We start from the raw sequence: 24335 nt of genomic DNA, 5'->3' as shown, positions 1-24335 counted from the left end.
CCATTTCCATCCGATACACGGAGCCGCCATGTCCACCCTATCCGTCGTAACGCTCGCCAAGGGCCGGCCCGACCACCTCTACAATCTCGTCGTCGGTCTCTCGCGCCAGACTTTGAAGCCGACCGAACTGATCGTGGCTGTCATGCAGGACACGGCGTATGATCTGCCCGAGACCGACTTTCCGGTCCGTCAGCTCATGATCGGCGGCGACGCGCTGCCGCTCGCGGTCGCGCGCAACGCCGCGGCGCGGACCGCGGTCGGCGATGCGCTGGTGTTTCTCGACATGGACTGCATCCCCGCACCCGATCTCGTCGCCGACTATGCGGGGTATCTCGACCAGTTCGACGGGCTGTTGATGGGTGAGGTCATGTATCTGCCCGGCGGTGCGACCGCGGGCGAATGGACCAGCGATGCGTTCACGGCGATCGCCGTCCGCCATTCGGATCGCCGCGGTCCGCCAGCCGAGGGGATCGAGCTGTGCAACGACTATCGCTGCTTCTGGTCGCTCAACTTCGCGATGCGCCGCGCCGCGTTCGAGGCGGTCGGCGGCTTCCATGAGGGCTATGTCGGCTATGGTGGCGAGGACACCGATTTCGGCAAGGTCCTCGCCACCGCGGGTGTCCCGATCGCCTGGATCAAGGGCGGGCTCGCGCATCATCAATACCATCCGCATCATATGCCGCCCGTCCATCATCTCGAGAGCGTGGTGCGCAACGCCGAGCTGTTTGAGGCGCGCTGGGGGTATCGGACGATGGGGCACTGGCTCTACGCGTTCCGGCTGATGGGGCTGATCGACGACCGCGAAGGCGTGCCGATCCGCATCCTGCGTCGCCCTGATGCTGACGATCTCGCGCTCACCGGGCAGCAGAGCCATCAGCCCTATGCGAACACCGCGACGGTGATCCGGATGCTCGAGGCCAGGATGGCGTCGGACAAAGACGGCCGCGTCGCTGCGTGAGGATCGCGCTCCTGTCGCACGTCCGCCAGCGGATCGCGCAGCCGTTCATGGGCGGCATGGAATCGCACAGCTGGTATCTTGCCGAAGGTCTCGAGGCACGCGGCCATGACGTCGTGCTGTTCGCGGCAGGCGACAGCGATCCGCGCTTCACGATCGACCCGGTGCTGTGCGAGCATTACGAGCGTGTCTTCCCCTGGGCGGAGCATCGCGGGTCCGCCCCGTTGATCGCGCATGTCGACCGGGGCTATGCCGCCGCCTGCGACAGGATCGCCGCGGGCGGGTTCGACGTCGTCCACAATAACAGCCTCCACCGCTTTCCGATCGAGCCCGCACGCACCGCCGTCGTACCCACGGTCACGTCGCTGCACGTGCCGCCCTATGACGCGTTGCACTGGTTCGTGAAGGCGAGCGCAACGCCGACGCACCGGCTGACCGTCACCTCGACGCCGCAGCTCCACGCATGGTGGCCCGACGGCGCTCCCCCCGAGGCGTCGGTTCTGCACAATGGCATCGACCCCGCCGCGTGGCCGTTCAGCCCCGCGGGCGACGGCAGCGCGGTCTGGTGCGGGCGGATCACCCCCAACAAGGGTACGCATCTCGCGGTCCGCGCGGCGCGTGCGGCAGGAATCGCGCTCACGCTGTTCGGATCGATCGAGGATCCCGACTATCATGCCGCCGAGATCGTCCCGTACCTCGACGGCACGATCCGCTATGGCGGGCATTGCGACGGCGCCGCGCTCGCAGCCGAACTCGGCCGCGCGTCGGTGTTCCTGTTCACGCCGTGCTGGGACGAGCCGTTCGGGCTGGTCGCGATCGAGGCGATGGCGTGCGGCCTGCCGGTCGCCGCGATCGAGATGGGTGCCGCACGCGAGGTAATCGGCGAGGCCGGACGGTTCGCCGACGCGGACGACGTCGCGGGACTCGCCGCCGCGATCCCCGCCGCGCTGGCGATCCCGCGAAGCGTGCCGCGTGCCCGCGTCGAGCGGCTGTTCACGCGCGACCGCTGGCTCGACCGTTGCGAGGTGCTCTACGCCGATGTCCGCGCCGCACACGCGGCCGCGCAAGACGTCGCCGCATGACGATCGACGTCATCGAAGCGCAGCAGGCGGCATTGCGCGCGCTCTACGCTGCGCATGTCGGACGCGGCGACCGTTATGCGCTGGTCGACTTCCCGGACCATGCGAATGTCGGCGACAGCGCGATCTGGATGGGCGAAGTCGCGATGCTGCGCGCCGTGACGGGGAACGATCCCGACTATGTCTGCACGTGGGACGGCTTCGATCCCGATGCCTTTGCGCGCGCCAGTCCGCACGGCGTCCTCTTCCTCCACGGCGGCGGCAATCTCGGCGACATCTGGCCGCACCACCAGCAGTTCCGCGAGCGCATGGTCGCACAGGTCCGCGACCGCCGGATCGTCCAGCTTCCCCAGTCGATCCACTTCCGCGCACCCGGCGGGATCGCGGCATTTGCCAGGGGTGTCGCCGCGCATCCCGACCTGCACCTCTATGTCCGCGACCGGCCCAGCCTGGAACTGGCGGAGCGCCATTTCGACTGCCCCGTTGCGCTCGCCCCGGATTCGGCGTTCGCGCTCGGCCGCCCGCCGCGCGGGGCAGCGGACTGCGACGTGCTGAGGCTCCTGCGCACCGACGACGAACGCGTCGCGCATGATGATCTTCCACGAGGCGAGGGGCGCGTCGTCACGACGGACTGGCTCGAGGACGGCGTCTTGCCCGCTCCCCGCCCAGGTCAGTCGCGTGCCGACCACTATGCGGCGCTCGCAGGCGCCCGCGTCACGCGCGGGCTCGCCCTGCTGTCGCGCGGCCGGCATATCGTCACCGACCGGCTGCATGCGCATATCCTCGCGCTGCTGCTCGACATCCCGCACCACGTGCTCGACAACGACTATGGCAAGCTCGCGCGCTATATCGACGCCTGGACCGCCGCATCGCCATTGGTCGGGGATCGCGCGACGACGACGTCCGCGGGTGCGGCGCTGGCATGATCGAGATCAGTCTACTCGTCTGCACGCGCAACCGCGGCGTGTCGCTGTCGCGGACGCTCGACTCGATCACGCGAGCCGCGAGGGCCGCGGCACATGTCGCGCTCGAGGTCGTGATCGTCGACAATGGCTCGACCGACGATACCGCCGACCGCCTGCAGCTCTGGGCCGGCACGCAGCAGTTCCGGGTCGTCCGCGTCGCAGAGCCGCGTGCGGGCCTCTCGCGCGCGCGGAACGCCGGGCTTGCCCGCGTGCAGGGGCGGATCGTCGCGATGACCGACGACGATTGCGTGCTCCACACCGGCTATCTCGCCGCGCTCGCCGAGCGGTTCGCGGCGGTCGATCGGCTTGCGGTGATCGGCGGGCGGATCCTTCCCGGCGATCCCGCCGACCTGCCGGTGACGATCAAGCTCGAGGATCACCCGATGACCGCGCCGCGCGGCGCGTTTCCCGGCGGCTTCGTGATGGGCGCAAATCTCGCGTTCACGCGCGACGTCCTTACCGCGGTCGGGCCGTTCGACGAGCGGTTCGGCGGTGGCGCGCGGTTCGTCTCAGCGGAAGATACCGACTTCCTGTTCCGCGCGCTCGGCCACGGGATCAGCGTCGACTATGATCCGAGCTTCGTGGTCGATCATCATCACGGCCGCCGACGTCCCGCCGACGTCGTCGCGCTGCTGGCGGGCTACGGCTTTGGCGACGGCGCGCTCTATGCCAAGCACATCCTGACCGACCGCCGCATCCTTGCCGCGATCCGCGAGGATCTGCGGCTGATGCTCGCCGATGTCCGGACCTCGGCGCGGCCGTTCCCCTATATCCGGCATTTCCACGTCTTCCGCGCACGGCAGAAGATGCAGGGGTTCGCCGCCTACGCGCTCGCCTCGCTGCGCCGCCCGGGCTGCGGCACGACCCGGGTGTCGGCGCGCTAGCCCTCGCGCGTGCCGAACGGCGGCATCCGGTTGGCGACGCGGCCGCGATCGACGAACTGGTGCTTGAGCGCCGCACCGACGTGCAGGATCAGCAGTGCATAGGTCACCCAGACCAGCACGATATGCGCCTGTTCGAACCCGCCATGCGCACCGCGCGGCAGCCCGGGGATGAACGGCCAGGACAGCCCGCCGATCAGCGGCGTCGTCGCACTCGTCAGCGACGGCTTGCCCGTCGACAGATACATCCACCCCGTCAGCGGCAGGCCGATCAGGATGACGTAGAACAGCGTGTGATTGATCCGCGCCAGCGTCCGCTCCCATGCCGGCAGGACGTCCGGCAGCGGGGGCGGGGGATTGACGATGCGCCAGCCGAGCCGCGCGATGCTCAGCAGCAGGATCGCGAAGCCGACCGTCTTGTGCCAGTTGAACCACTCGGTCCGCGCGTCGCCGCGAGCAAGGTCCGCGAACGTCCAGCCGATATAGATTTGCACCAGCACGAGCGTCGCGATGATCCAGTGAAACGCCACCGCGCCCCGGTTATAACGGTGCGTACCGCCCGCTGTCGTCGCCATGTCTCATTCTCCCGGACGCCCCACCCATCGCGTGGCATCCGGACCCTAGAGCGTCAGGGGCGGGGGATCGACCCCGGAAAGCCCGGGCGGGTCAGGCGGCTGCGGCGGGGCGGGCGGTGGTCTCGGGGCAATAGCCCGCGAGAAACGCCTGATGCTGCGGCAATTTTGCGACCTCCGCGGCAATCCCCGCCTTCAGCTCGGCGAGCGACTGCGCGAGCCGATCGGCGGGCATCAGCCGGGCGAGCCGGTGCCAGTTTTTTGGCGTCAGCCGCTGCCCCAGCATCACCTGCGACCAGGAGCTCACGCGGAACAGGTCGTCGCCCGACTGGAACGCCTGCCCGCCCTCGACGAACAGCGCGATCCGCTGCGCGAGCGTGTCGGGGATCGGCATCGTCGCGCAGCGTTTCCAGAATGGCTCGCTGCGCTGGTTGAGGTGATAATGCAGGATGATGAAGTCGCGCACCCCCTCGAGCTCGCGGCGCGACTGGTCATTGTACCGGGCGACGACCGAGGGATTGATTCCGTCGAACGGGAACACTTGCAGAAGCCGGGTCAGCGCGACCATCACGAGGTGGATGCTCGTCGACTCGAGCGGTTCGACGAACCCGCTCGCGAGACTGAGCGCGATGCAATTCCCCTCCCATGCGCGCTGCCGCCGGCCCGTCGTGAACCGGATCAGCTTCGGATCGGTCAGCGGGGTGCCCTCGACCGAGCCCAGCAGCCGCTCGCGCGCCGCATCGTCCGACAGGAAGTCGCTGTCATAGACGATGCCGTTGCCGACGCGGTGCTGGAGCGGGATCCGCCATTGCCAGCCCGCGTCGTGCGCGATCGCACGCGTATAGGGGCGGGCGGGCTCGACCGACGTCGTCTGCACTGCCAGAGCGCGATCGGCGGGCAGCCAATGCCCCCAATCCTCATAGCCGACGCCGAGCGCATCGCCGATCAGCAGCCCGCGAAACCCCGTGCAGTCCAGGAAAATGTCGCCCTCGACACGGCTGCCGTCGTCGAGCGCGAGCGCGGTGATATGCCCGGTCCCGGGATCGCGGTTGACGCGTGCGATCCGCCCCTCGCGACGCGTCAGCCCCGCCGCTTCGCACCGTGCGCGCAGATATTTGGCATAGCGGCCCGCGTCGAAATGATAGGCGTGGTTCAGGCGGCGACCGGTCTGTCCGGTCGCGAACCGGCCGGCCTCGGCAGCCTGGAGCTCGAGGCAATAGTCGCTGAACGCGCCGGCATCGCCGTTCGCCTGCGCCTCGAGCCAGAAATGCTGGAAGTCGCCCATCCACGTGGCACGGCCGACGTCGCCGAACGAATGGATATAGCGATCGTCTGTGCGCGCCCAGCCTTCGAACGCAATCCCGAGCTTGAACGTCGCCCCCGTCGCCGCCATGAATTCGCGCTCGTCGACGCCGATCAGCGCGTGGAACGCCTGCACCGTCGGGATCGTCGCCTCGCCGACGCCGACCGTGCCGATCTCCTCGGACTCGACGAGCACGACGTCGACCAGCGGGCGCAGCTGCCGCATGAACAGCGCTGCGGCAAGCCATCCGGCCGTGCCGCCGCCGGCAATGACCACACGAGTCTTCGTTGGGGTATCCATCGAATGTCCCTTCATCGATTGAGACGTTGCAACAGCGTGGCGCGCAGCCGGCGCGCGGCGATCGCGTCAAGCGGGGCGAGTGCGCCCCGCGCATCCATCGGCAGATGCGCACCGGCGCGCGCGGCATCGCCGAAGACATAATAGTCGAACAGCGCCTGCCAACCGCGCTTCTCATGGTCGGGCCGGTCGCGCAGGCTGAGCAGCGCGTGCAGCAGCGTATTCTGCGGTGTGTCCATGAAACGTGGCGTCGGGTTCCACCAATAGTTGATCATCGCGTTGAACGGATCGAGCGCCTCGACCTGATGCCACCACAAGGCGGGATAGATCAGCGCGTCGCCGGGCTCCATCTCCGCCACCTCGGCCGCAGCGAGCGCGTCGGCAAAGCCAGGATGGCGGGTGAAGTCGGGCGCGTCGAAATCAACCATCGAGACGACCTGCCCGGCGGGCGTCGGCTCGAGCGGGCCGGGATAGAGATTGGCGACCTGATCGGGCGGGAACAGCGTGAACCGCCGCCGCCCGACGAGCGTCACCGCGATGTTGTTCGACATGTCGTGATGCGCCGACGCGATCGTGCGGTTGCCGATCCAGATGCTCACCAGCGGCGGATGGGCGAGCAGTTCGGGATCGCCGAACGGGAGCACGGCCTCGTCCCTGAGACCCGGGAGATACTGGTCGATATCGGTCGAGCCGATATAGATGCTTGGCGCGTCGGCATCGTCGACGCTGGCGAGCAACTGGTCGAGATAGGCGGACAGCGATCCGCGTTCGCGCGCGAAATTGAGTGCGGTGCACTCCGCATTGTACCCGAAGCGTCCACCGATCGCGGGGTCGCCGATATAGGCCGTCACTGGCTGTCCGCCATCGAACTGCTTGAGCCAGGCGACCGCCGCGGCGGGACCCTGGCGTGCCGCGGCGACGAGCGGCACGTCACGGGCAAGACCGCGCAGGATCGTCGGGCGGCCCTCGGCGATCAACTCGGCGACGGGCAGAGTCCGCGCGTCCGCCCCTTCGATCACGCGCGTCCGGCGGGCGATGGCGGGCACCGTCATCAGCCGATCTGCGCGAGCAGCTGGTGCTTGCGCGCGATCAGATGCTGGATGTTGCCGAGCGATGCTGCGGCAAGGATGGCGAGCCGCAGGATGCCCGAGCGGTGGAGGTGCTCGAGCGGCGCACCGCTCAGCGTCGCGAGCTGCTCGAGGTCGACGACGAGCACGTCGGGCACGGTGTAGCGACGCTCGTCACTGACATCGATGGTGAGCGTGACCGGCGCGAGCAGGCCGGCCTCGTCGAGCGCGGTGAAGGCGGCCGGCGCGGTCTCCATCCCCTCGTAGAGCAAACGCAACACGCCGGTGACATGATCGAGATACGGCGTATTGCCACCATGCTCGAGAAACAGCGGCAGACCCGTTTCGTCACCGACGCGAGGATCGTCGAGATCGACGTGGAGCATCGCCTCCCCGACACCGTCACCTGCGCCGACACCGTCGTGCGTGGAGCGGACCATGCCGATCGAAAAGGGCCCGCGCCGATGACTCGCGGGGACGTAGCGGCTCGTCCAGGCGTCGTCGGCGAGGAAGAGATTCTCGTCGCGGTCGAGCCCCAGCAGCGCATAGGCCTGGAGGCCCTCGTCGCGGCGGCGGAAGACGATCGCGAATTCGCGTTGCAGTTCCTCGAATTCGGCGGGGAAGACCAGCGCCTGATTGGCCGCGTCGTTGAACGCGGCACCGGCGCGCGGGCTGACGCGCAGATCCGCGTGGTCGATATTGTTGATCTGTACGGGGTTCATCCGCTCCGGTCCCATTTTCCGTCCGGGTCTATCAGCCAGGGGGCGGCGGACAACAGGAAAAGGCCGCGGCACGGTGCTGCGGCCCTTCCTTCGGCCGGCGTGCGCCGAGGCACACGCCGGCCGGTGATCAGAAGCGGTACCGCGCGCCGAGATAGAAGCGCGGCTTGAGTTCCTGCACATAGACGAGGTTGGTCTCGGTGCGGGCATATTGGCGGAAGGGTTCGCTCGTCAGGTTGACCGCCTCGAGCGAGATCGAGAAGCTCTTCGCGATGTCGTAGCTTATGCTCGCATCGAGCGTCCCGAACGCCGCGGTGAACAGCGGGTTGCGGTTGCCGCCCTGGTTCGTGCCCGACAGATATTTGTCGCGCCAGTTGTACGAGACGCGCGCCGAGAGTCCGTCCTTGTCGTAGATCGCGGTCAGGTTGGCGCTGTCGCCCAGGCCGGTCAACGCGAAGATGTTGACGTTGGGATCGGCATAGGGGTCGACGTTCACGTCGCCATTGACCTTGGTGTACGACACCGCAAAGCCGAAGCCCGTCTGGCCGAAGAAGTTGGTCCAGGCGACCTCGAACCCGTGAATGTTGCCCTCGCGGTTGTTGACCGGCCCGCTGATCGCGAAGTTAAACAAGGGATCATTGGCATCGGCCACGATATCGACCGAATTTGCCAGATCGACGACGAACTGCGTGCTCAGGCCGCCCGTCGCGGGATCGATGTTGCGCTGGAACGCGGCGGACGCTGCCGCCTGGTTACCATTATTCTGCGTCAGCAACGCGGTATAGGAGAACAGGTTGATGTCGCTGAGCGGCAGGCCGTTGGTCCTGAGATAGTCGAGCGCGATGCCCGACCGTGAACCGGCCGCCCCTGAACCGGGGTCACGCAGCCCGAACAGATTGCCGCTGGTCACCTGGTTGCCGATGAAGTTGCGCACGTCCTTGTTGAAGAAACCGACCGACACGAAACTCGTCGGCTTGTAATACCATTCGAGCGATACGTCGAAATTGTCCGAAACCAGCGGCAACAGCGCCGGATCCTGGCGGTTTGCGCCGGCGGGCGCGGCACCAAGCGCGGTCGGACGGTTGGGTGCCCCTGCACTGACGGAGGCGAACAGATTGCCGTAGTCGGGACGGGCGAGCGTTCGGCTGAACGAGGCGCGCGCCATGACGTTGTCGATCGGTTCGATGTTGAAATCGAGCGACGGCAGCAGATTGTCGTAGCTCGCCTTCACCGTGACGGCGCCGCTGGGCGGTCCGCCATCGACCGCAAAGTCATTGTCCTGCGACCAGCGGATCCCGCTCGGGACCGACTGGATGCCGATCGACGTGACCCGTGTCTTTTCGTACCGCACACCAATCAGCGCGTTGGCGCGACGTCCGCCGAGTTCGCCGGCCCAGGTCATCTGACCATAGGTCGCCCACGTCTTCTCGCCGACGCGATCGTCCGCGGACGGGCTTGGCGAGACCGCATTGCCGCGCGCGGCATAGAAAGGCTCGAAGACGTCGAGCAGATCGACCGCGTTGGCGCGGAATGCGACCAGCGCGGACCCCGTCGACTTCGGGTCGTACTTGTCGAACTTGCAGGTGAGGCAGAAGGTGTCGACGAGATCGCCGGCGAGCTCCTCGACGCGGCCGGTGTCTGTAATGCCCCAGTCGCCTAGCGTCTGGATGCTGTTGACCGTGGTCGAGCGCATGTTCGCGTCGATATAGTTGCCACCGACGTTGAACTTGCTGCCCCCGCCGAGGTCCCAGGCGACGTCGCCGCCGAACTGATTGATCCGTGCTTTCTGGGTCGACGTGATCCGTCGCGCGACCTGGCTGCCCAGATCACCGACATCAAGGATGTTGTTGCAGTTGCCGCCGCGGTTGCCGTTGGTCGCACGGCAATCGTTGATCGTCTCGGACTGCTGCGGGAAGCCGGTGGTGAAGTCGACCTTGTGCGAGGAGCGTACCGGGGCGCCGATCGAGATCGTCGTCGCCGAGGTTCCGTTCGAATTGTCCGGATTGGTCGTCGACTTGGCGTGGTTGGCGTCGAGTGTCAGCCGCAGATTGTCGGTGAAGTCCCACTTCACATTGCCGCCGACCGAATAGAGTTCGGTCTTGGTCGCGAACCTTTGCTGCTCGTAGCCCTTGTCGGCCTGGATCGCTTCGGCGAGGATGACCGCGCTCTGCATCTGCTTGTTGTCGTCGAAGGTGACTTCGGTGAACGGCCGCTGGAACCAGTTGGTCTGCTCGCTACGCTCTTCGCTCAGCTTGTTGCGCGCATACATGCCGTCGATCGAGATCTCGAAACGGTCGCTCGGCTTGAACTGGATGTTGGCCTGACCGTTCAGGCGCTCGCGGCGGTTTTCCGAGAACTGATAGCGGCTGTCGTTGGGGATCTGCACATAGGGGGTCGTCGGACGATTGGTGATCGTCGTCGTCGGCCGGATATACGCGCCCGCGGTGTTGAGGAAATCGGCCAGCGGCACGATGTTCCAGTAATTGGGGTTGGACTGGACCGACGCGGAATTGCGCAGCTGATAGCTGCCGAAGACGTTGACGCCGAAGGTCTCGTTCGGGTTCTTGTAGTTGATCAGCCCGGACAGTTCAGGCGTGACCTTGCTGGGATCGCTCTCGGCCTTGTCGATCGAGGTATCATAGAGTGCCTTGGCACCGATCGACCCCGAAAGGCCGCTCTCGTTTGCCGACAGCGGTCGGCGGGTGACGACGTTGATCGCCGCACCGATGCCGCCCGACGGAATGTTGGCGCGTCCGGTCTTGTAGACCTCGAGCGTGGCGACACCCTCGGATGCGAGGTTCTGGAAGTCGAACGAGCGACCCGTGCCGGTCGCGAACGCGTTGCCGGTGCTCGTGTCGATACTCGTCGCCGGAAGCTGCCGGCCGTTCAGCGTGACGAGGTTGAAGCCGCCGCTAAAGCCACGAACGGCAACCTGCGACCCTTCGCCGTTCGCGCGGCTGATCGACACGCCGGTGACACGCTGCAACGACTCGGCGAGGTTGGTGTCGGGGAACTTGCCGATATCTTCGGCCGAGATCGCGTCGACGACGCCCGCCGAATTCCGCTTGATGTCGATCGCGCGGCCAAGGCTGGCGCGGATCCCGGTGATGACGATTTCGGAGTCGTCGCCCTGCGACTGTTGCGCCTGGACGGGCTCCTGCGCGACGACGGTTCCGGTTCCAGCGGGGGGATTGGCCGGCTGGGCGGTGCTTGCAGGCGATCCTGCTTCGGTGGCCAGCGCCGTCTGCGCCATGCCGGCGGCCGGATGGATCAGGCACACGGCGACAGCCGCAACCGAACTCGAGCGCGCGAGCACCTTCAACACTGCAGAACCCCTCATCATTCTCTCCCCATCAGCGGCGTAGCACTGGTATCGACAAGCTCTGATCGGCTTGGTGTGTTAGGGCTAACATAGCGGCACGGCGTGTCAACGGGAATCTCGCCGCCGATGACGTGAATACTGCGGCAAAACACGATCTTCTTGATACGTGACAATAATGTCGGCGTGGCGATGCAGCGAAAACCGATGTTGCGATGCAATAAATAGGGTGTCAGTTCTTACCATCACTTCAGCGGATCGGCGATTCGCGCCGTCGCCCTCCGGACTGACTGAATGATATAAACAATTACTTTAATATGCTTCGACTTGCTTGATCGCATCGCGCGACGTGGCGCGGATTCAAACCGCTCGCGGCCGTTCCCATCCGCTCCGTGCAGCATAGGCAAAGCAACGCCGCGCCCGGTAATCGGACACAGCGTCGCCTGTCGGCATCACGAATGGGACCGCCACCGCCGGTCAGGGCGGTGGCGCGCGCTCAATCCTTGAACGGGTCGATCGGGTTGATCGTCCCGTCGGGACGGAACGTCATCTCGGTCATCTTGGCCGAGCGCAGGTTATTGCGGTTCGACAACTGCGTGTCGTGATAGAACAGCCACCAGCGGTTCTTGAACTCGATGATCGAGTGGTGCGTCGTCCAGCCCTGGACCGGCGTCATGATATGCCCGGTATAGCGGAACGGGCCATACGGATTGTCGCCGATCGCATAGGCGAGGAAATGCGTGTCGCCCGTCGAATAGGTGAAATAATATTTGCCGCCGCGCTTGAACAGCCATGACGCTTCGAAGAACCGTCGCTCGTGGTCACCGCCGAGGATCGGCTTGCCCGCCTCGTCGACGATCTGGACGTCGCGGGGGGCCTCGGCGAACTGCTTCATGTCCGCGGACATCCGCGCGACCTTGGGGGCGAGGGCGGGCTTGTCGTCCTGCTTCAGGTCGGTGTCGCCCGCATTGGCGTCGAAGCGACCATTGGCCCAGCGCTGCAGCTGCCCGCCCCAGATGCCGCCGAAATACATATAGCTTTCGCCATTCGTGTCGCTGAATACCGCGGGATCGATCGAGAAGCTGCCGCGGATGGGCAGCGGCTCGGCCTTGAACGGGCCGGTCGGCGACTTCGACGTCGCGACGCCGATGCGGAACACGCCCTGCTTGTCGCGCGCAGGCATGTAGAGGTAATAGGTCCCGTTCTTGTACGCGGCATCCGGCGCCCAGGTCTGCTTCGACGCCCAGGGGATCTGTCCGACATCGATGCCGACGGGGTGGATCGTCACGGGGCCGCCGGGACGGTCCATGCTGAGCACACGGTAGTCGCGCATCGCATATTGACTGCCGAGATCATCGTCGGGGATCCCCGAATCGATGTCGTGGCTCGGATAGACGTAGATCTTGCCATTGAAGACATGCGCCGACGGGTCGGCCGCGAAGATCTTGGTCACCAGCGGCTGCGCCAGATAGCGCCTGCCATCGGGACTCCGCGCTTCGCCGCCGGCGTTGGCCTTGGCGGCGACCGGAGGCGCCTTGCCCGTCTGGGCGATCGCCAGACCGCCGGCGAGCAGGACGGGAAACATGGTCGCGAAAAGCGTCAGTCTACGGACGGTCATGGGCTTTGGATCCTTCCTAGGAATACGATCTTCTATCGAGATCTGTCGAGAATTTGTGCATTGGATAGCGCTACCATACTCAAACCGCCGGCTGCGGCAAGATAGGTCTGATGCGTCAGCGACGGCGGATACGGCGTTTGGCGCCGGACGCTGCGGGCGTGAACAGCGCCAGGGGTATCGCCTCGCCCATCGCACGGTAGCCGGCCTCGGACGGGTGAAGATGATCGCCCGAATCATAGGCTTTGGCCAGCCGGTCCGGATGCGCAGGATCACGCATCAGTGCATCGAAATCGATCACCGCGTCGAACAGGCCAGACGTCCGGATGAAGTGGTTGACCGCCTGACGATCGGCCTCGTTCTCGGCGCCAGGGTGATAATAGTCGTTGCCGCCGAACGGCATGACGGTGCCGCCGATGACCTTGATGCCATGCGCGTGCGCGCGGGTGACGATCTGGGTGTAGCCAGCGACGATCTGCGCGACGAGCGCGCGGTGCTGTACCGTGGTCGCGGGCGCGTCGCGGGTGAGCGTGCCGAGATCGTTGATCCCCTCGAGCACGATCGCCCAGCGAACGCCGCTTCGCGCAATCACGTCGCGATCGAACCGCGCGAGCAGATTGGGCCCGAGCCCGTCGAGCAGGATACGGTTGCCGCCAATCCCTGCATTGAGGACGCCGATCGCGCGGGTCGCCGGGCTGGCGCGAAGCCGTACCGCCAGCACGTCGGTCCACCGCGAATTGCGCTCGGGCAGCACGCCATAGCCGTCGGTGATCGAGTCGCCGATCGCGACGATCGTGCCCGAACTGTTGCCTGGTGCGACGGGCGCCATGACCTCGATATCCGAGAGCGCGTACCAGCGCGTCGTCGGCTTTGCTCCGGCAAGCGCGACATCCGTCGCATGCGCACCGCGAAGCGTGAAGCTGGTTGCCCGCGCGCCGGGATGCCCGGTCTGCGGCGTGGGCGCTTCAGGCAGGTACAGGCTGACCGCGACGTCCGCGCCCGCCGCGACGTGCAGCGTGACGGGATCCGAATAGAGCTCCGCACTTGCGGGGATCACCGTGTCCGGCCGCCCCGCGAAGCTGAGGGAGATGCCGCCCTCGATACGCGGCGTTCCCGGGGCGGCTGCGTGTGCAAGGTGAGCGGCGCCGATGGGCAGTGGTCGTGTGCCGAAGACGTTGGACAACCGGACGCGGATCACGTCGCCACCCGCCGACACCCGTACGATCTGGCGCAGCGTGACGTCGCTCGCGCGGTCGGCGGGGAGCGCGTTCTCGCCTTCCGGAACGAGTTGCGACGTGCCCCAGGTCGTGATCCAGCGAGGCTCGGACGGTTGCGCGGCTGCCGAACGCACGGCGGGTGGCTGTGCGGGGTTCCGGGCATCGGCGCCGGTGGAAAGTCCGGTCGACGCCAATGCGGTGGCGAGCAGCGCTGTTGCGATCCACGGCGTCGTGGCGCGTCCGCTGGCGGATGCGATGCGATCGCGGGTCATTGCGGGTTGCCCGGCGCATAGGGGAAGCTCTGCGCCTTGTACCACGCAAGGTCATGCGCAGGCGGTGCGGCACCCGCGGGCAGTGCGAGGCCGTTGACCGACATCCAGTAGCTCAGCGACGCATCGCGCCACCAGCGCGCCTCCTGCTCCTGGATCGCGAGGAAGCGATCGGTCTTCGTCCAGCGCTCCGCATCGATCTCGCTCCGAAGCCCGTTCCATTGCCGCCGCATGCCGCCGACATAGCCGACGCCGCGGTCGTAATCATGCACCATCTCTGCCCAGAGCGTCCGCCCGGACGCCATCGGCCGGTCCCAGGCGACATGGTGGAACCACAGCAGGTCGCGTTCGGGCGTGGTCGCCGGATCCGCTAAGCCGCGTGCGACCGACGGGGCATATTGCGCAACCGCGTTGCTGCCCGTCCTGGTCCGGTCGAACCCGATCCCGGCCTTGTCGGCGCGGTGATAATAGACCGGGTTCCACTCGGGACGCTTCAGCTCGGCGACCCAGGGGCCGGGGCCGTAATGATGCCCCGTCGCCATCACATGCGCGAGACCCAGCGGCGTCATATAGTCGACGACCGCCTCGCGCGATCCCATCATCATCGCGGTCACCGGACCGACGACCGCGGGCGAGGCGCCAAAGGTCATCGCCGCCCATTCGCGCGCGACGGGCTCGGCGCCGATCGTCGGATCCCAGGCCATGCGTCCGAACGCGTACCAGTTCGCCTGGTTGAACGGCGAACCGGCCCAGTCGCGATCGCGGCCGATATTGGCGACGCCCGCCATGCCGGTCAGCGCATGCCCCTCGAGCGATCCGTCGACCACGCGCGCGACGGTCGATCCCTTGCCCTTGGCCATCGTGTCGCTCGCCAGCGTCTCGGCGAACATCGGTCCGAGATAGGCGAGGTGGGTCGCGAAACCGAGATATTCCTTCGTCGTCTGGAATTCGATCATCAGCGGCGTCCTGGGCATCGCGCCGAACAGCGGATGGAACGGCTCGCGCGGCTGGAAATCGATCGCGCCGTTCTTGACCTGGACGATGACGTTCTTGGCGAACCTGCCGTCGAGCGGCTTGAACTCGGTATAGGCCTGTTTCGCGCGATCGTCGGGATCGGTTTCGGCGTAGACGAACGCGCGCCACATTACGATGCCGTCATGCGGTGCCACGGCGGCGGCGAGCATGTTGGCGCCGTCCGCATGGCTGCGGTGATAGTCGCGCGGGCCCGGCTGTCCCTCGCTGTTGGCCTTGACGAGGAACCCGCCGAAATCGGGGATCGCACGATAGATCTCGTCGGCCTTGGCCTTCCACCACGCTGCCACCTGCGGATCGAGCGGATCGGCCGTCTTCAGCCCGCCAAGCTCGATCGGTGCCGAAAAGCGCGCCGACAGATAGACCTTGATCCCATAGGGGCGGAAGACGTCGGCCAGCGCCGCGGCCTTCGCGATATAGCGGGGCGACAGGCTTTCGGGCTTGGCGTTGACGTTGTTCAGGACCGTCCCGTTGATCCCGATCGACGCATTCGCGCGTGCGTAATCGGTGTAGCGCGGATCCTTGAAGTCGGGGAGCGTCCACCAGTCCCACAAGGACTGCCCCGCATAGCCGCGCTCGACGACGCCATCGAGATTGTCCCAGTGATTGAGCACGCGCAACTTGACGCGCGGTGCCGAGGACAGCGCGACGCCTGCCAGCGTCCCGCCGGTCTGGAGATGCCGCAGCAGCGCGAAGCTGCCGTACAGCACGCCCCGATCGGTGTTCGCGGTGACCAGCGTCACACGTCGGCCGCCGATCGATACGGCGCGCACGACATACCCCTCGTCCCCGAGCGACGCCACCGGCAGTCTGAGCGTCGCGACGTCGCGGTCGGACGCGGTCGCGAGCAGGATCGCGGTCGTGCTGCTACCCTGCAGCGAGGCGGCACCCGTCAGGCCCGTCAGCCCGCGGCGCAGCTCGTCGGCGGCGGCCCGAAGCGTCGCGCTGTCGCCGCGGATCTCGACCGCCTGCGCGTCGCGATGCAGCGTCGCCGCCTTGGCGGGCGACAGCGCGCGATAGCGCATCCAGAGGTCATATCCATCCTCGGCCTGCGCCGCGGTCGTGCCGGCAACAAGCGCGGCAACGGTAAACCCAAGCCAACCAATCAGCCTCATTCTTTCCTCTCCCGCCGACCGGCTCCGCATTGACAACGGAATGGTTTGTCGGACATTGTTATCGCTATCACGACGACGGTGTCGACAGCAATGCCGCGTTTAGAGACAGGAGAAGACGGTTGTTTGGCGACAAGACTGGCGCGATACCCACCAATAGGCGGGCTGTGTTGCGATGGCTGGGCTCAGCGTCCGCCGCCGCACTGACCCCCGGAGTCGCGTTGGCGGCAACCGCGGAGCGGCTGGTCTACCGCGACCCGAGGGCGCCGGTCGACCTGCGCGTCCAGGACCTGATGGCGCGCATGACGCTCGACGAAAAGGTCGCGCAGCTCATCACCTTGTCGACGACCAAGAAGGACGTGATGGACGCCGCGCTCCGGTTCGACCCGGCGCGCGCGGACACCGCGTATCCGAACGGCATCGGCCAGATCGCACGTCCCTCCGACCGTGGCGGCGCGGCGACGCTGACCAACACGGGCAACGACGTCACGGGCCGGTGGCGTGCACCGGCCGACACGATCGCGTTCGTCAACGCCGCGCAGCTTTGGGCGACGACACGCTCGCGGCTCGGCATCCCCATCCTGTTCCACGAGGAGGCGCTGCACGGCTTCATGGCCCCCGAGGCGACCAGCTTTCCGCAGGCCATCGCGCTGGCGGGCAGTTTCGACCGCAAGCTGGTGCGGCGGGTCAATGCGGTGATCGCGCGCGAAGTCCGCGCGCACGGCACCGTCCTCGCGCTGAGCCCGGTCGTCGACATCGCGCGCGATCCGCGCTGGGGCCGGATCGAGGAAACGTTCGGCGAAGACCCGTATCTGTGCGGCGAGATGGGCGTCGCCGCGGTGATCGGGCTGCAGGGCGAGAGCAAGACGCTGGCCCCCGACAAGGTGTTCGCGACGCTGAAGCACATGACCGGGCACGGCCAGCCCGAAAGCGGTGAAAACGTCGCGCCTGCGCCGCTCGCCGAACGCGAACTGCGCGACTTCTTCTTCCCGCCGTTTCGTGCGGTCGTCACGCGTACCGGGGTGGGTGCGGTCATGCCGTCGTACAACGAGATCGATGGCGTGCCGAGCCATGCGAACACTTGGCTGCTGCAGGACGTGCTGCGCGGTGAATGGGGCTTCGACGGGGCGGTGGTCAGCGATTATGCGGCGATCGGCGAACTCGCATCGCTGCATCACATCGCGGCGGATCGCGACGCGGCCGCTCGGCTCGCACTCGCCGCGGGGGTCGATTCGGATCTTCCGGACGGGCTGGCCTATCGCTCGCTCGCGGATCAGGTTCGCGCGGGCAAGGTCTCGCTCGCTGCGGTCGATGCCGCGTGCCGCCGGATGCTGACGATGAAGATCCGCTCGGGGATGTTCGAGCGCGCGACGGTTGATCCCAAGGCCGCGGCGCGGCTGACGGGCAATGCCGAGGCGCGCGCGCTGGCGCTCGAGGCGGCGCATCGTTCGATCACGCTGCTCGTCAACGACGGCATCCTTCCGCTGACCGCGGGCGCGTACAAGCGCGTCGCGGTCATCGGTCCGAATGCCGCCGTCGGCCGGCTTGGCGGCTATTCGTCGATCCCGAAGGCGACGGTGTCGCTGCTCGAGGGCGTGCGTGCGCGGCTGAAAGGCAAGGCCGAGGTCGTCCATGCGCAGGGCGTCTTCATCACGCAGAGCGAGGACCGCTCCGCCAACGAAGTGCTGCTCGCGGATCCGGCGAAGAACCGGCAGCTGATCGACGAGGCGGTCGCCGTCGCGACGAGCGCAGACCTCATCCTCGTCGCGGTGGGGGATACCGAGCAGACCAGCCGCGAAGGCTATGCGCGCAATCACCTTGGGGACCGCACGAGCCTCGACCTGCTCGGCGAACAGAATGCGCTTGTCGCCGCGATGAAGGCGACGGGAAAGCCGGTGATCGTGGTCGCGATCAACGGGCGCCCCCCGTCCTGGCCCGCCGCGGTCGAGAGCGCGAACGCGTTTCTCGAATGCTGGTATGCGGGGCAGGAGGGCGGCACCGCGATCGCCGACGTGCTGTTCGGCGACGTCAATCCCGGCGCGAAGCTGCCGGTGACGGTGGCGCGGAGCGTCGGCCAGCTGCCGGTGTTCTACAACGCCAAGCCGTCCGCCCGCCGCGGCTATCTGTTCGACACCACCGCGCCGCTGTTCCCGTTCGGCTTCGGGCTCAGCTACACCCGCTTCGAGATCGGCGCGCCGCGTCTGTCGGCGCCGCGGATCGGGATCGCCGGCTCGGTTACGGTCGCGGTCGAGGTCGCCAATGTCGGTGCACGCGCCGGCGACGAGGTCGTCCAGCTCTATGTCCGCGACCAGGTCTCGTCGGTCGCCCGCCCGATCCTCGAGCTCAAGGGTTTCGAGCGCGTCACGCTGGCCGCCGGCGAGCGACGCACGCTCAGCTTCACGCTGAACGCCGATGCGTTCCGGTTCTTCGACATCGCGATGCGCGAAGTCGTCGAGCCGGGGCTGTTCGACATCATGGTCGGTGCCGATTCCGCGCACCTCAAGACCGCCGTTCTCGAAATCGTCTGAAGGTCTGCAATGCCCAGAATCGTTTCCGCCCGCGTCATCGTCACCTGCCCGGGGCGCAATTTTGTCACGCTGAAGATCGAATGCGACGACGGCACCACGGGTATTGGCGACGCGACGCTCAATGGCCGCGAACTCAGCGTCGCGAGCTATCTGACCGATCACGTCGTGCCGTGCCTGATCGGCCGCGATGCACACCGGATCGAGGATGTCTGGCAGTATCTCTACAAGGGTGCCTATTGGCGGCGCGGCCCCGTGACGATGGCGGCGATCGCGGCGGTCGATACCGCGCTCTGGGACATCAAGGGCAAGCTGGCGGGGATGCCGGTCTACCAGTTGCTCGGCGGCGCGGCGCGCGATGCGTGCATGGTCTATGCACATGCCAACGGCACGACGATCGAGGATACGATCGCGGTTGCGAAAGCCGAACAGGCCAAGGGCTACAAGGCGATCCGGCTGCAATGCGGCGTGCCCGGGCTCGCCTCGACCTATGGCGTCGCCAAGCACGGCGCGCGTTACGAGCCCGCCGATGCCGACCTCCCGAGCGAGAGCGTGTGGTCGACCGAGAAATACCTCCGCGTCGTCCCCGAGCTGTTCAAGGCGGCGCGCGAGGCGATGGGCTGGGACGTCCACCTGCTCCACGACATTCATCACCGGCTGACGCCGATCGAGGCGGGGCGGCTGGGCAAGGCGCTTGAGCCGTATAACCTGTTCTGGATCGAGGATCCGACGCCGGCCGAGAACCAGGAGGCGTTCAGGCTGATCCGTCACCACACGACGACGCCGATCGCGGTGGGCGAAGTGTTCAACTCGATCTGGGATGCCAAGGACCTGATCCAGAACCAGCTGATCGACTATATCCGCGCGACCGTCGTGCATGCGGGCGGGATTACACATCTGCGCCGGATCGCCTCGCTCGCCGACCTGTATCAGATACGGACCGGCTGCCACGGCGCCACCGACCTGTCGCCGGTGGCGATGGCGGCGGCGCTGCATTTCGGCCTGTCGGTCCCCAATTTCGGCGTCCAGGAGCATATGCCGCACACCGATGAGACCGATGCGGTCTTCCCGCATGCGTACAGCTTCGACGACGGCATGATGCATCCGGGCGACGCGCCGGGGCTGGGCGTCGACATCAACGAGGAGCTGGCGGCGACCTACGACTATAAGCGCGCCTATCTTCCGGTCGCGCGTCTGGAAGACGGCACGCTGTGCAACTGGTGAACGGCGCCGCTGCCGCCGCGCTCGAAAAGCCGCGTGGCAAAGTCCGCTGGATCGTCTGCGCGCTGCTGTTCGCGGCGGTGGCGCTCAGCTACATCGACCGGCTCGTGCTGCCGACGCTCAAGCCCGAACTCCAGGCGCGCTACAACTGGAGCGAGCAGGGCTATGCCGATCTCGCGATCGCGTTCCAGGCGGCGTACGGCATCGCCTATGTGCTGTTCGGCCGGTTCGTCGACCGGGTAGGCGCCAAGATCGGCTATGCGGTCGCGGTGACCTTGTGGACGATCGGCCATGTCGCGCACGCCTTGTTCACCAGCGCGGGGATGATGATCTTCGCGCGGATCCCGCTGGCGATCGGCGAGGCCGGCGCGTTCCCCGCCGCGCTCGCCGCGACCAACGAATGGTTTCCGCAACGCGAGCGCGCGCTGGCGATCGGCATCTTCAACGCAGGCTCGAACGTCGGCGCGATCCTGACACCGCTGCTGGTGCCGGTGATCGCGGTGACGTTCGGCTGGCGGATGGCGTTCGTCGCGACCGGTGCGCTGACGGTGATCTGGCTGGTCGCGTGGCTCGCTTTCTATCGGTCGCCACGCACGCACCCTCGCGTCACGCCTGAAGAACTGGCGTGGATCGAGGCCGATCCCGTGCCGCCGGCCAAGCCCGTCCGCTGGCGCACGCTGCTGCGGTTGCGGCAGACCTGGGCGTATATGCTCGGGCGGTTCCTAATCGATCCGGTGTGGTGGACCTTCCTGTTCTGGCTGCCTGATTTCTTCAACCGGCAATACGGCGTGAAGATGCTCGACTTCGGCCCGCCGTTGGTCGCGGTTTACGTGCTCGCTGATGTCGGATCGATCGCGGGCGGCTGGTTCTCGTCGCGGTTGCTCAGCAAGGGCGCAACGCCGAACCGTGCACGCAAGACCGCGCTGTTCGTGTGCGCGTTGTTCGCGCTGCCGATTATCTTCGCGGCGCAGGCGCCCGGATTGTGGTGGGCAGTCGCGGCGATCGGGCTGGCGTGCGCGTGCCATCAAGGCTTTTCCGCGAACGTCTATGCGATCCCCGGCGATCTGTTTCCGCGCGGGATGGGTGGATCGGTGATCGGTCTGGGCGGGCTGGCCGGCGCCTGCGGTGGCATGCTGATGGCCAAGTTCGCAGGCACGATCCTCGCCGGGGTCGGCAGCTATGGCCCGATTTTCGCGGTCGCGGGCTGCGCCTATCTCGTTGCGCTGCTGGTTATCCACCTGCTCGTACCGCACTATACCCCCGTCGATCCGGAACGCCTCACATGACCCAGCCGCTACGCCTGCATCCTGACCGCCTGTTCCCCGCCGACGGCCGCACCCGCGACATTGCGCGCGCGCTGCATGCGGGCGTCAAGGACCTGCCGATCGTCAGCCCGCACGGCCACACCGACCCGGCCTGGTTCGCGCGCGACGAGGCGTTCAGCGATCCCGCATCGCTGCTGATCGTCCCCGATCACTACGTGTTTCGCATGCTCTATAGCCAGGGCGTGCCGCTCGACGCGCTGGGCGTGCCGACGGTCGACGGCAGCCTCACGGAAAGCGATCCGCGCACAATCTGGCGCATTTTCGCCGACAAGTATCACCTGTTCCGCGGCACGCCGTCGCGGATGTGGCTCGACTGGGTGTTCGCCGAGGCGTTCGGGATCGACGTCCGCCTCGAACCCTCGACCGCGGACCTGTATTTCGACACGATCGAGGCCGCGCTCAAGACCCCCGAATTCCGCCCGCGCGCGCTGTTCGACCGGTTCGGGATCGAGCTGATCGCGACGACCGAGAGCCCGCTCGACCCGCTCGAGCACCATGCCGCGATCCGCGCGAGTGGGTGGCAGGGGCGGGTCGTCACAGCGTATCGTCCCGACCCGGTGGTCGATCCCGACACGCCGGGCTTCGCCGCCAACGTCCGCCGCTTCGGCGAGACCGCGGACGCGGATGTCGGCAGCTATGCCGGCTATCTCGCCGCGCACCGGTTCCACCGCGCGCGGTTCCGCGCGGCGGGCGCGACCTCGACCGATCACGGCCACCCGTCGGCGGCGACCGCGGACCTCACTCCCGCCGAAGCCGAGGCGCTCTATGCGCGCGTGATGGCAGACCCGACGCCTGCGGAGGCAGAACTCTTCCGCGCGCAGTTGCTCACCGAGATGGCGGCGATGTCGGTCGAGGACGGCATGGTGATGCAGCTTCACCCCGCCGTCTCGCGAAGCCACAATGCGCAGGTGCTGGCGCGGTTCGGTCGCGACAAGGGCGGCGACATCCCGCTGCCCGGCGAGTTCGTCCGCGCGTTGAAGCCGCTGCTAGACCGGTTCGGTAACGATCCCCGGCTGACGCTGATCCTGTTCACGCTCGACGAGGATACCTATTCGCGCGAGCTGGCGCCGCTCGCGGGACATTACCCGGCGCTGCGGCTGGGGCCGCCCTGGTGGTTCCATGACAGCCCGGAGGGAATGCGGCGGTTCCGCGAACGCGCGACCGAGACCGCGGGCTTCTACAACACCGTCGGGTTCAACGACGATACGCGCGCGTTCCTCTCGATCCCGGCGCGTCACGATGTCGCGCGGCGGATGGACTGCGGATTTCTCGCGCAACTCGTCGCCGAGCACCGGCTCGGGGAGGACGAGGCGCATGAGGTCGCGCGCGCGCTCGCCTATGATCTCGTCAAGCAGGCGTATCGGCTGTGAGGCTGGCGCAGGCCACGCTCGACCGGCTGCCCGCTGACGTCGTCCGCCCCGCCTATGACCGCGCGTCGGTCAGGCCCGGCGTCGTGCATCTCGGCATCGGCGCGTTCCATCGCGCGCATCAGGCGACGATCTTCGAGGCCGCGCTGGCAGGCGGTGATCTGCGCTGGGGGATCATCGGCGTGTCGCTGCGATCCCCGCAGGTCCGCGACCAGCTCGTTCCACAGGACGGGCTGTACACGGTGGTCGAACGTGACGGCAGCGACGAGCGTCTGCAGGTCATCGGCGCGATCGTCGACGTCCTTGTCGCGCCGGAGGACCCTTCCGCGGTCGTCGCGGCGATCGCATCGCCCGAGACGCACCTCGTCACGCTGACGGTGACCGAGAAGGGGTACAAGCTCGATCGGGCAACCGGATCGCTGCAGGCAGGTGATCCCGACATCGTGCAGGATCTCGCGTCGCTCGACCGTCCGCGGACGGTACCGGGATTGCTGGTCGCCGGGCTCGCTGCGCGTCGCGCCGCGGGGCTCGGTCCGCTGACCGTGATGTCGTGCGACAATCTGCCGCATAACGGTACGCTGTTGCGCAGCGCGGCGCTCGCGATGGCGCAGGCGCATGATCCGGCGCTTGCCGCGTGGATTGCCGCCGAGGTCGCCTTCCCGCAGACGATGGTCGACCGGATAGTGCCTGCCACCACCGACGACGATATCGCACGACTGGGCCAGACGCTCGGCGTCACCGATCAGGCAATGGTGAAGGCCGAGCCGTTTCTGCAATGGGTGGTCGAGGACAAGTTTGCCGGCGCGCGCCCCGACCTTGCGGCGTTCGGCGTCCAGCTGACCGACGCCGTCGCCCCCTGGGAGGACGCCAAGCTGCGCCTGCTCAACGGTGCGCATTCGGCGATCGCCTATCTGGGCGGACTCGCCGGCCTCGACTTCGTGCACGAGGTTGTCGCGATTCCGGCGGCGTGCGCGTTTATCGAGGCCTTGTGGGATGAAAGCGCGACAACGCTCGATCCGCCCGCCGGGCTCGATCTCTCCGCCTACTGCGCGGCGTTGATGGCGCGGTTCGCGAATGCTGCGCTTCAGCACCGGACGCGTCAGATTGCGATGGATGGCTCGCAGAAGCTTCCGCAGCGGCTGCTCGCGCCGATCGCCGAGCGGCGGGCAAAGGGCCTTGCCGTCGATACGCTCGCGCTTGCCGTCGCGGCGTGGATCCGCTGGCAATCGGGACAGACCGATACGGGCGAGGCGTTCGCGATCGACGATCCGATCGCGGATCGGCTGGCGAGCGCGGTCGCGGGCACGGCGGATACGGGTGCGCGCGTCGATGCGCTGCTTGGGCTGCTCGGGTTCACCACCGATGCCGACCTCCGCGCGACGCTGGTCGTCGCAGTCGACCAACTTACCCAGGTCGGCGCGCGGGCGATGTTGGAGCGCTATCGGCGCTGATCGCGACCGATAGTCGCACGCCGGTCCCGTGGGGGACCGGCGCG

Annotated in this window: 17 protein-coding genes; 9 read left to right on the top strand and 8 right to left on the bottom strand. The window is 67.1% G+C overall.

The genetic code is table 11. The features are described 5' to 3' along the window. Positions 1–28 precede the first annotated feature (28 nt). From AC0CH3_RS07875 to AC0CH3_RS07860, 4 genes are read left to right on the top strand one after another with little or no spacing between them, the layout of a single operon-like run. A complete protein-coding gene (locus AC0CH3_RS07875; RefSeq protein WP_354300069.1) occupies positions 29–958 on the top strand; it encodes a glycosyltransferase family 2 protein in 930 nt (309 codons plus the stop codon). Then, the gene (locus AC0CH3_RS07870) at positions 955–2037 is read left to right on the top strand and encodes a glycosyltransferase (RefSeq protein WP_354300067.1); all 1083 of its coding nucleotides are present in this window, start codon (positions 955–957) and stop codon (positions 2035–2037) included. The genes AC0CH3_RS07875 and AC0CH3_RS07870 overlap by 4 nt, the downstream gene beginning before the upstream one ends. Then, entirely contained in the window at positions 2034–2960 is a 927-nt protein-coding gene (locus AC0CH3_RS07865; RefSeq protein WP_354300066.1) for a polysaccharide pyruvyl transferase family protein, read from the top strand. The genes AC0CH3_RS07870 and AC0CH3_RS07865 overlap by 4 nt, the downstream gene beginning before the upstream one ends. Next, positions 2957–3883 carry a glycosyltransferase family 2 protein gene (locus AC0CH3_RS07860; RefSeq protein ID WP_354300064.1) on the top strand — a complete coding sequence of 309 codons (927 nt, stop codon included), beginning with the start codon at positions 2957–2959 and terminating at the stop codon, positions 3881–3883. Before AC0CH3_RS07865 ends, AC0CH3_RS07860 begins: the two co-directional genes overlap by 4 nt. On the opposite strand, the gene AC0CH3_RS07855 is transcribed toward AC0CH3_RS07860, so the two are convergent. The 8 genes from AC0CH3_RS07855 to AC0CH3_RS07820 all read right to left on the bottom strand — a co-directional run bounded on the left by AC0CH3_RS07855 (position 3880) and on the right by AC0CH3_RS07820 (position 16405). Further along, on the bottom strand, positions 3880–4455 hold the full coding sequence (locus tag AC0CH3_RS07855) for a cytochrome b (protein WP_354300062.1): 576 nt from the start codon (positions 4453–4455) through the stop codon (positions 3880–3882). The two genes, AC0CH3_RS07860 and AC0CH3_RS07855, sit on opposite strands and share 4 nt — an antisense overlap. 91 nt (positions 4456–4546) lie before the next feature. Beyond that, complete coding sequence (locus AC0CH3_RS07850; RefSeq protein ID WP_465237747.1) at positions 4547–6055, bottom strand: tryptophan halogenase family protein; 1509 nt, start codon at positions 6053–6055, stop codon at positions 4547–4549. Between the two features lie 11 nt (positions 6056–6066). Then, on the bottom strand, positions 6067–7104 hold the full coding sequence (locus AC0CH3_RS07845) for a cupin-like domain-containing protein (RefSeq protein ID WP_354300058.1): 1038 nt from the start codon (positions 7102–7104) through the stop codon (positions 6067–6069). Beyond that, positions 7104–7841: a SapC family protein gene (locus AC0CH3_RS07840; RefSeq protein WP_354300057.1), complete on the bottom strand. Its 738-nt coding sequence runs from the start codon at positions 7839–7841 to the stop codon at positions 7104–7106. Before AC0CH3_RS07840 ends, AC0CH3_RS07845 begins: the two co-directional genes overlap by 1 nt. 127 nt (positions 7842–7968) lie before the next feature. Then, on the bottom strand, positions 7969–11178 hold the full coding sequence (locus tag AC0CH3_RS07835; protein WP_465237746.1) for a TonB-dependent receptor: 3210 nt from the start codon (positions 11176–11178) through the stop codon (positions 7969–7971). Positions 11179–11653: 475 nt separating this feature from the next. Then, positions 11654–12775, bottom strand: a complete 1122-nt coding sequence (locus AC0CH3_RS07830) for a glycoside hydrolase family 43 protein (RefSeq protein ID WP_354300053.1) — start codon at positions 12773–12775, stop codon at positions 11654–11656. Positions 12776–12890: 115 nt separating this feature from the next. Continuing rightward, positions 12891–14261 (bottom strand): SGNH/GDSL hydrolase family protein, encoded by a 1371-nt coding sequence (locus AC0CH3_RS07825; RefSeq protein ID WP_354300052.1) that lies wholly within the window; start codon positions 14259–14261, stop codon positions 12891–12893. Continuing rightward, positions 14258–16405: an alpha-glucuronidase family glycosyl hydrolase gene (locus AC0CH3_RS07820; RefSeq protein WP_354300050.1), complete on the bottom strand. Its 2148-nt coding sequence runs from the start codon at positions 16403–16405 to the stop codon at positions 14258–14260. The genes AC0CH3_RS07825 and AC0CH3_RS07820 overlap by 4 nt, the downstream gene beginning before the upstream one ends. Before the next feature lie 164 nt (positions 16406–16569). On the opposite strand from AC0CH3_RS07820, the gene AC0CH3_RS07815 reads away from it, so the two are divergent. Genes AC0CH3_RS07815 through AC0CH3_RS07795 form a run of 5 tightly spaced genes read left to right on the top strand, consistent with a single transcriptional unit; the run spans position 16570 to position 24291 of the window. After that, complete coding sequence (locus tag AC0CH3_RS07815) at positions 16570–18930, top strand: glycoside hydrolase family 3 N-terminal domain-containing protein (RefSeq protein ID WP_465237745.1); 2361 nt, start codon at positions 16570–16572, stop codon at positions 18928–18930. Between the two features lie 9 nt (positions 18931–18939). After that, positions 18940–20151 carry a D-mannonate dehydratase ManD gene (gene manD, locus AC0CH3_RS07810; RefSeq protein WP_354300048.1) on the top strand — a complete coding sequence of 404 codons (1212 nt, stop codon included), beginning with the start codon at positions 18940–18942 and terminating at the stop codon, positions 20149–20151. Further along, on the top strand, positions 20145–21434 hold the full coding sequence (locus tag AC0CH3_RS07805; RefSeq protein ID WP_354300447.1) for an MFS transporter: 1290 nt from the start codon (positions 20145–20147) through the stop codon (positions 21432–21434). Before manD ends, AC0CH3_RS07805 begins: the two co-directional genes overlap by 7 nt. After that, positions 21431–22843 (top strand): glucuronate isomerase, encoded by a 1413-nt coding sequence (gene uxaC / locus AC0CH3_RS07800; protein ID WP_354300046.1) that lies wholly within the window; start codon positions 21431–21433, stop codon positions 22841–22843. The genes AC0CH3_RS07805 and uxaC overlap by 4 nt, the downstream gene beginning before the upstream one ends. After that, positions 22840–24291 (top strand): mannitol dehydrogenase family protein, encoded by a 1452-nt coding sequence (locus AC0CH3_RS07795; RefSeq protein WP_354300044.1) that lies wholly within the window; start codon positions 22840–22842, stop codon positions 24289–24291. The genes uxaC and AC0CH3_RS07795 overlap by 4 nt, the downstream gene beginning before the upstream one ends. The last annotated feature ends 44 nt before the right edge of the window (positions 24292–24335 follow it).

The sequence above is a fragment of the Sphingomonas sp. AC449 genome (assembly GCF_979253475.1).
The sequence above is the reverse complement of the archived record's forward strand: the minus strand, read 5'-3'. Positions and strand labels throughout refer to the sequence as shown.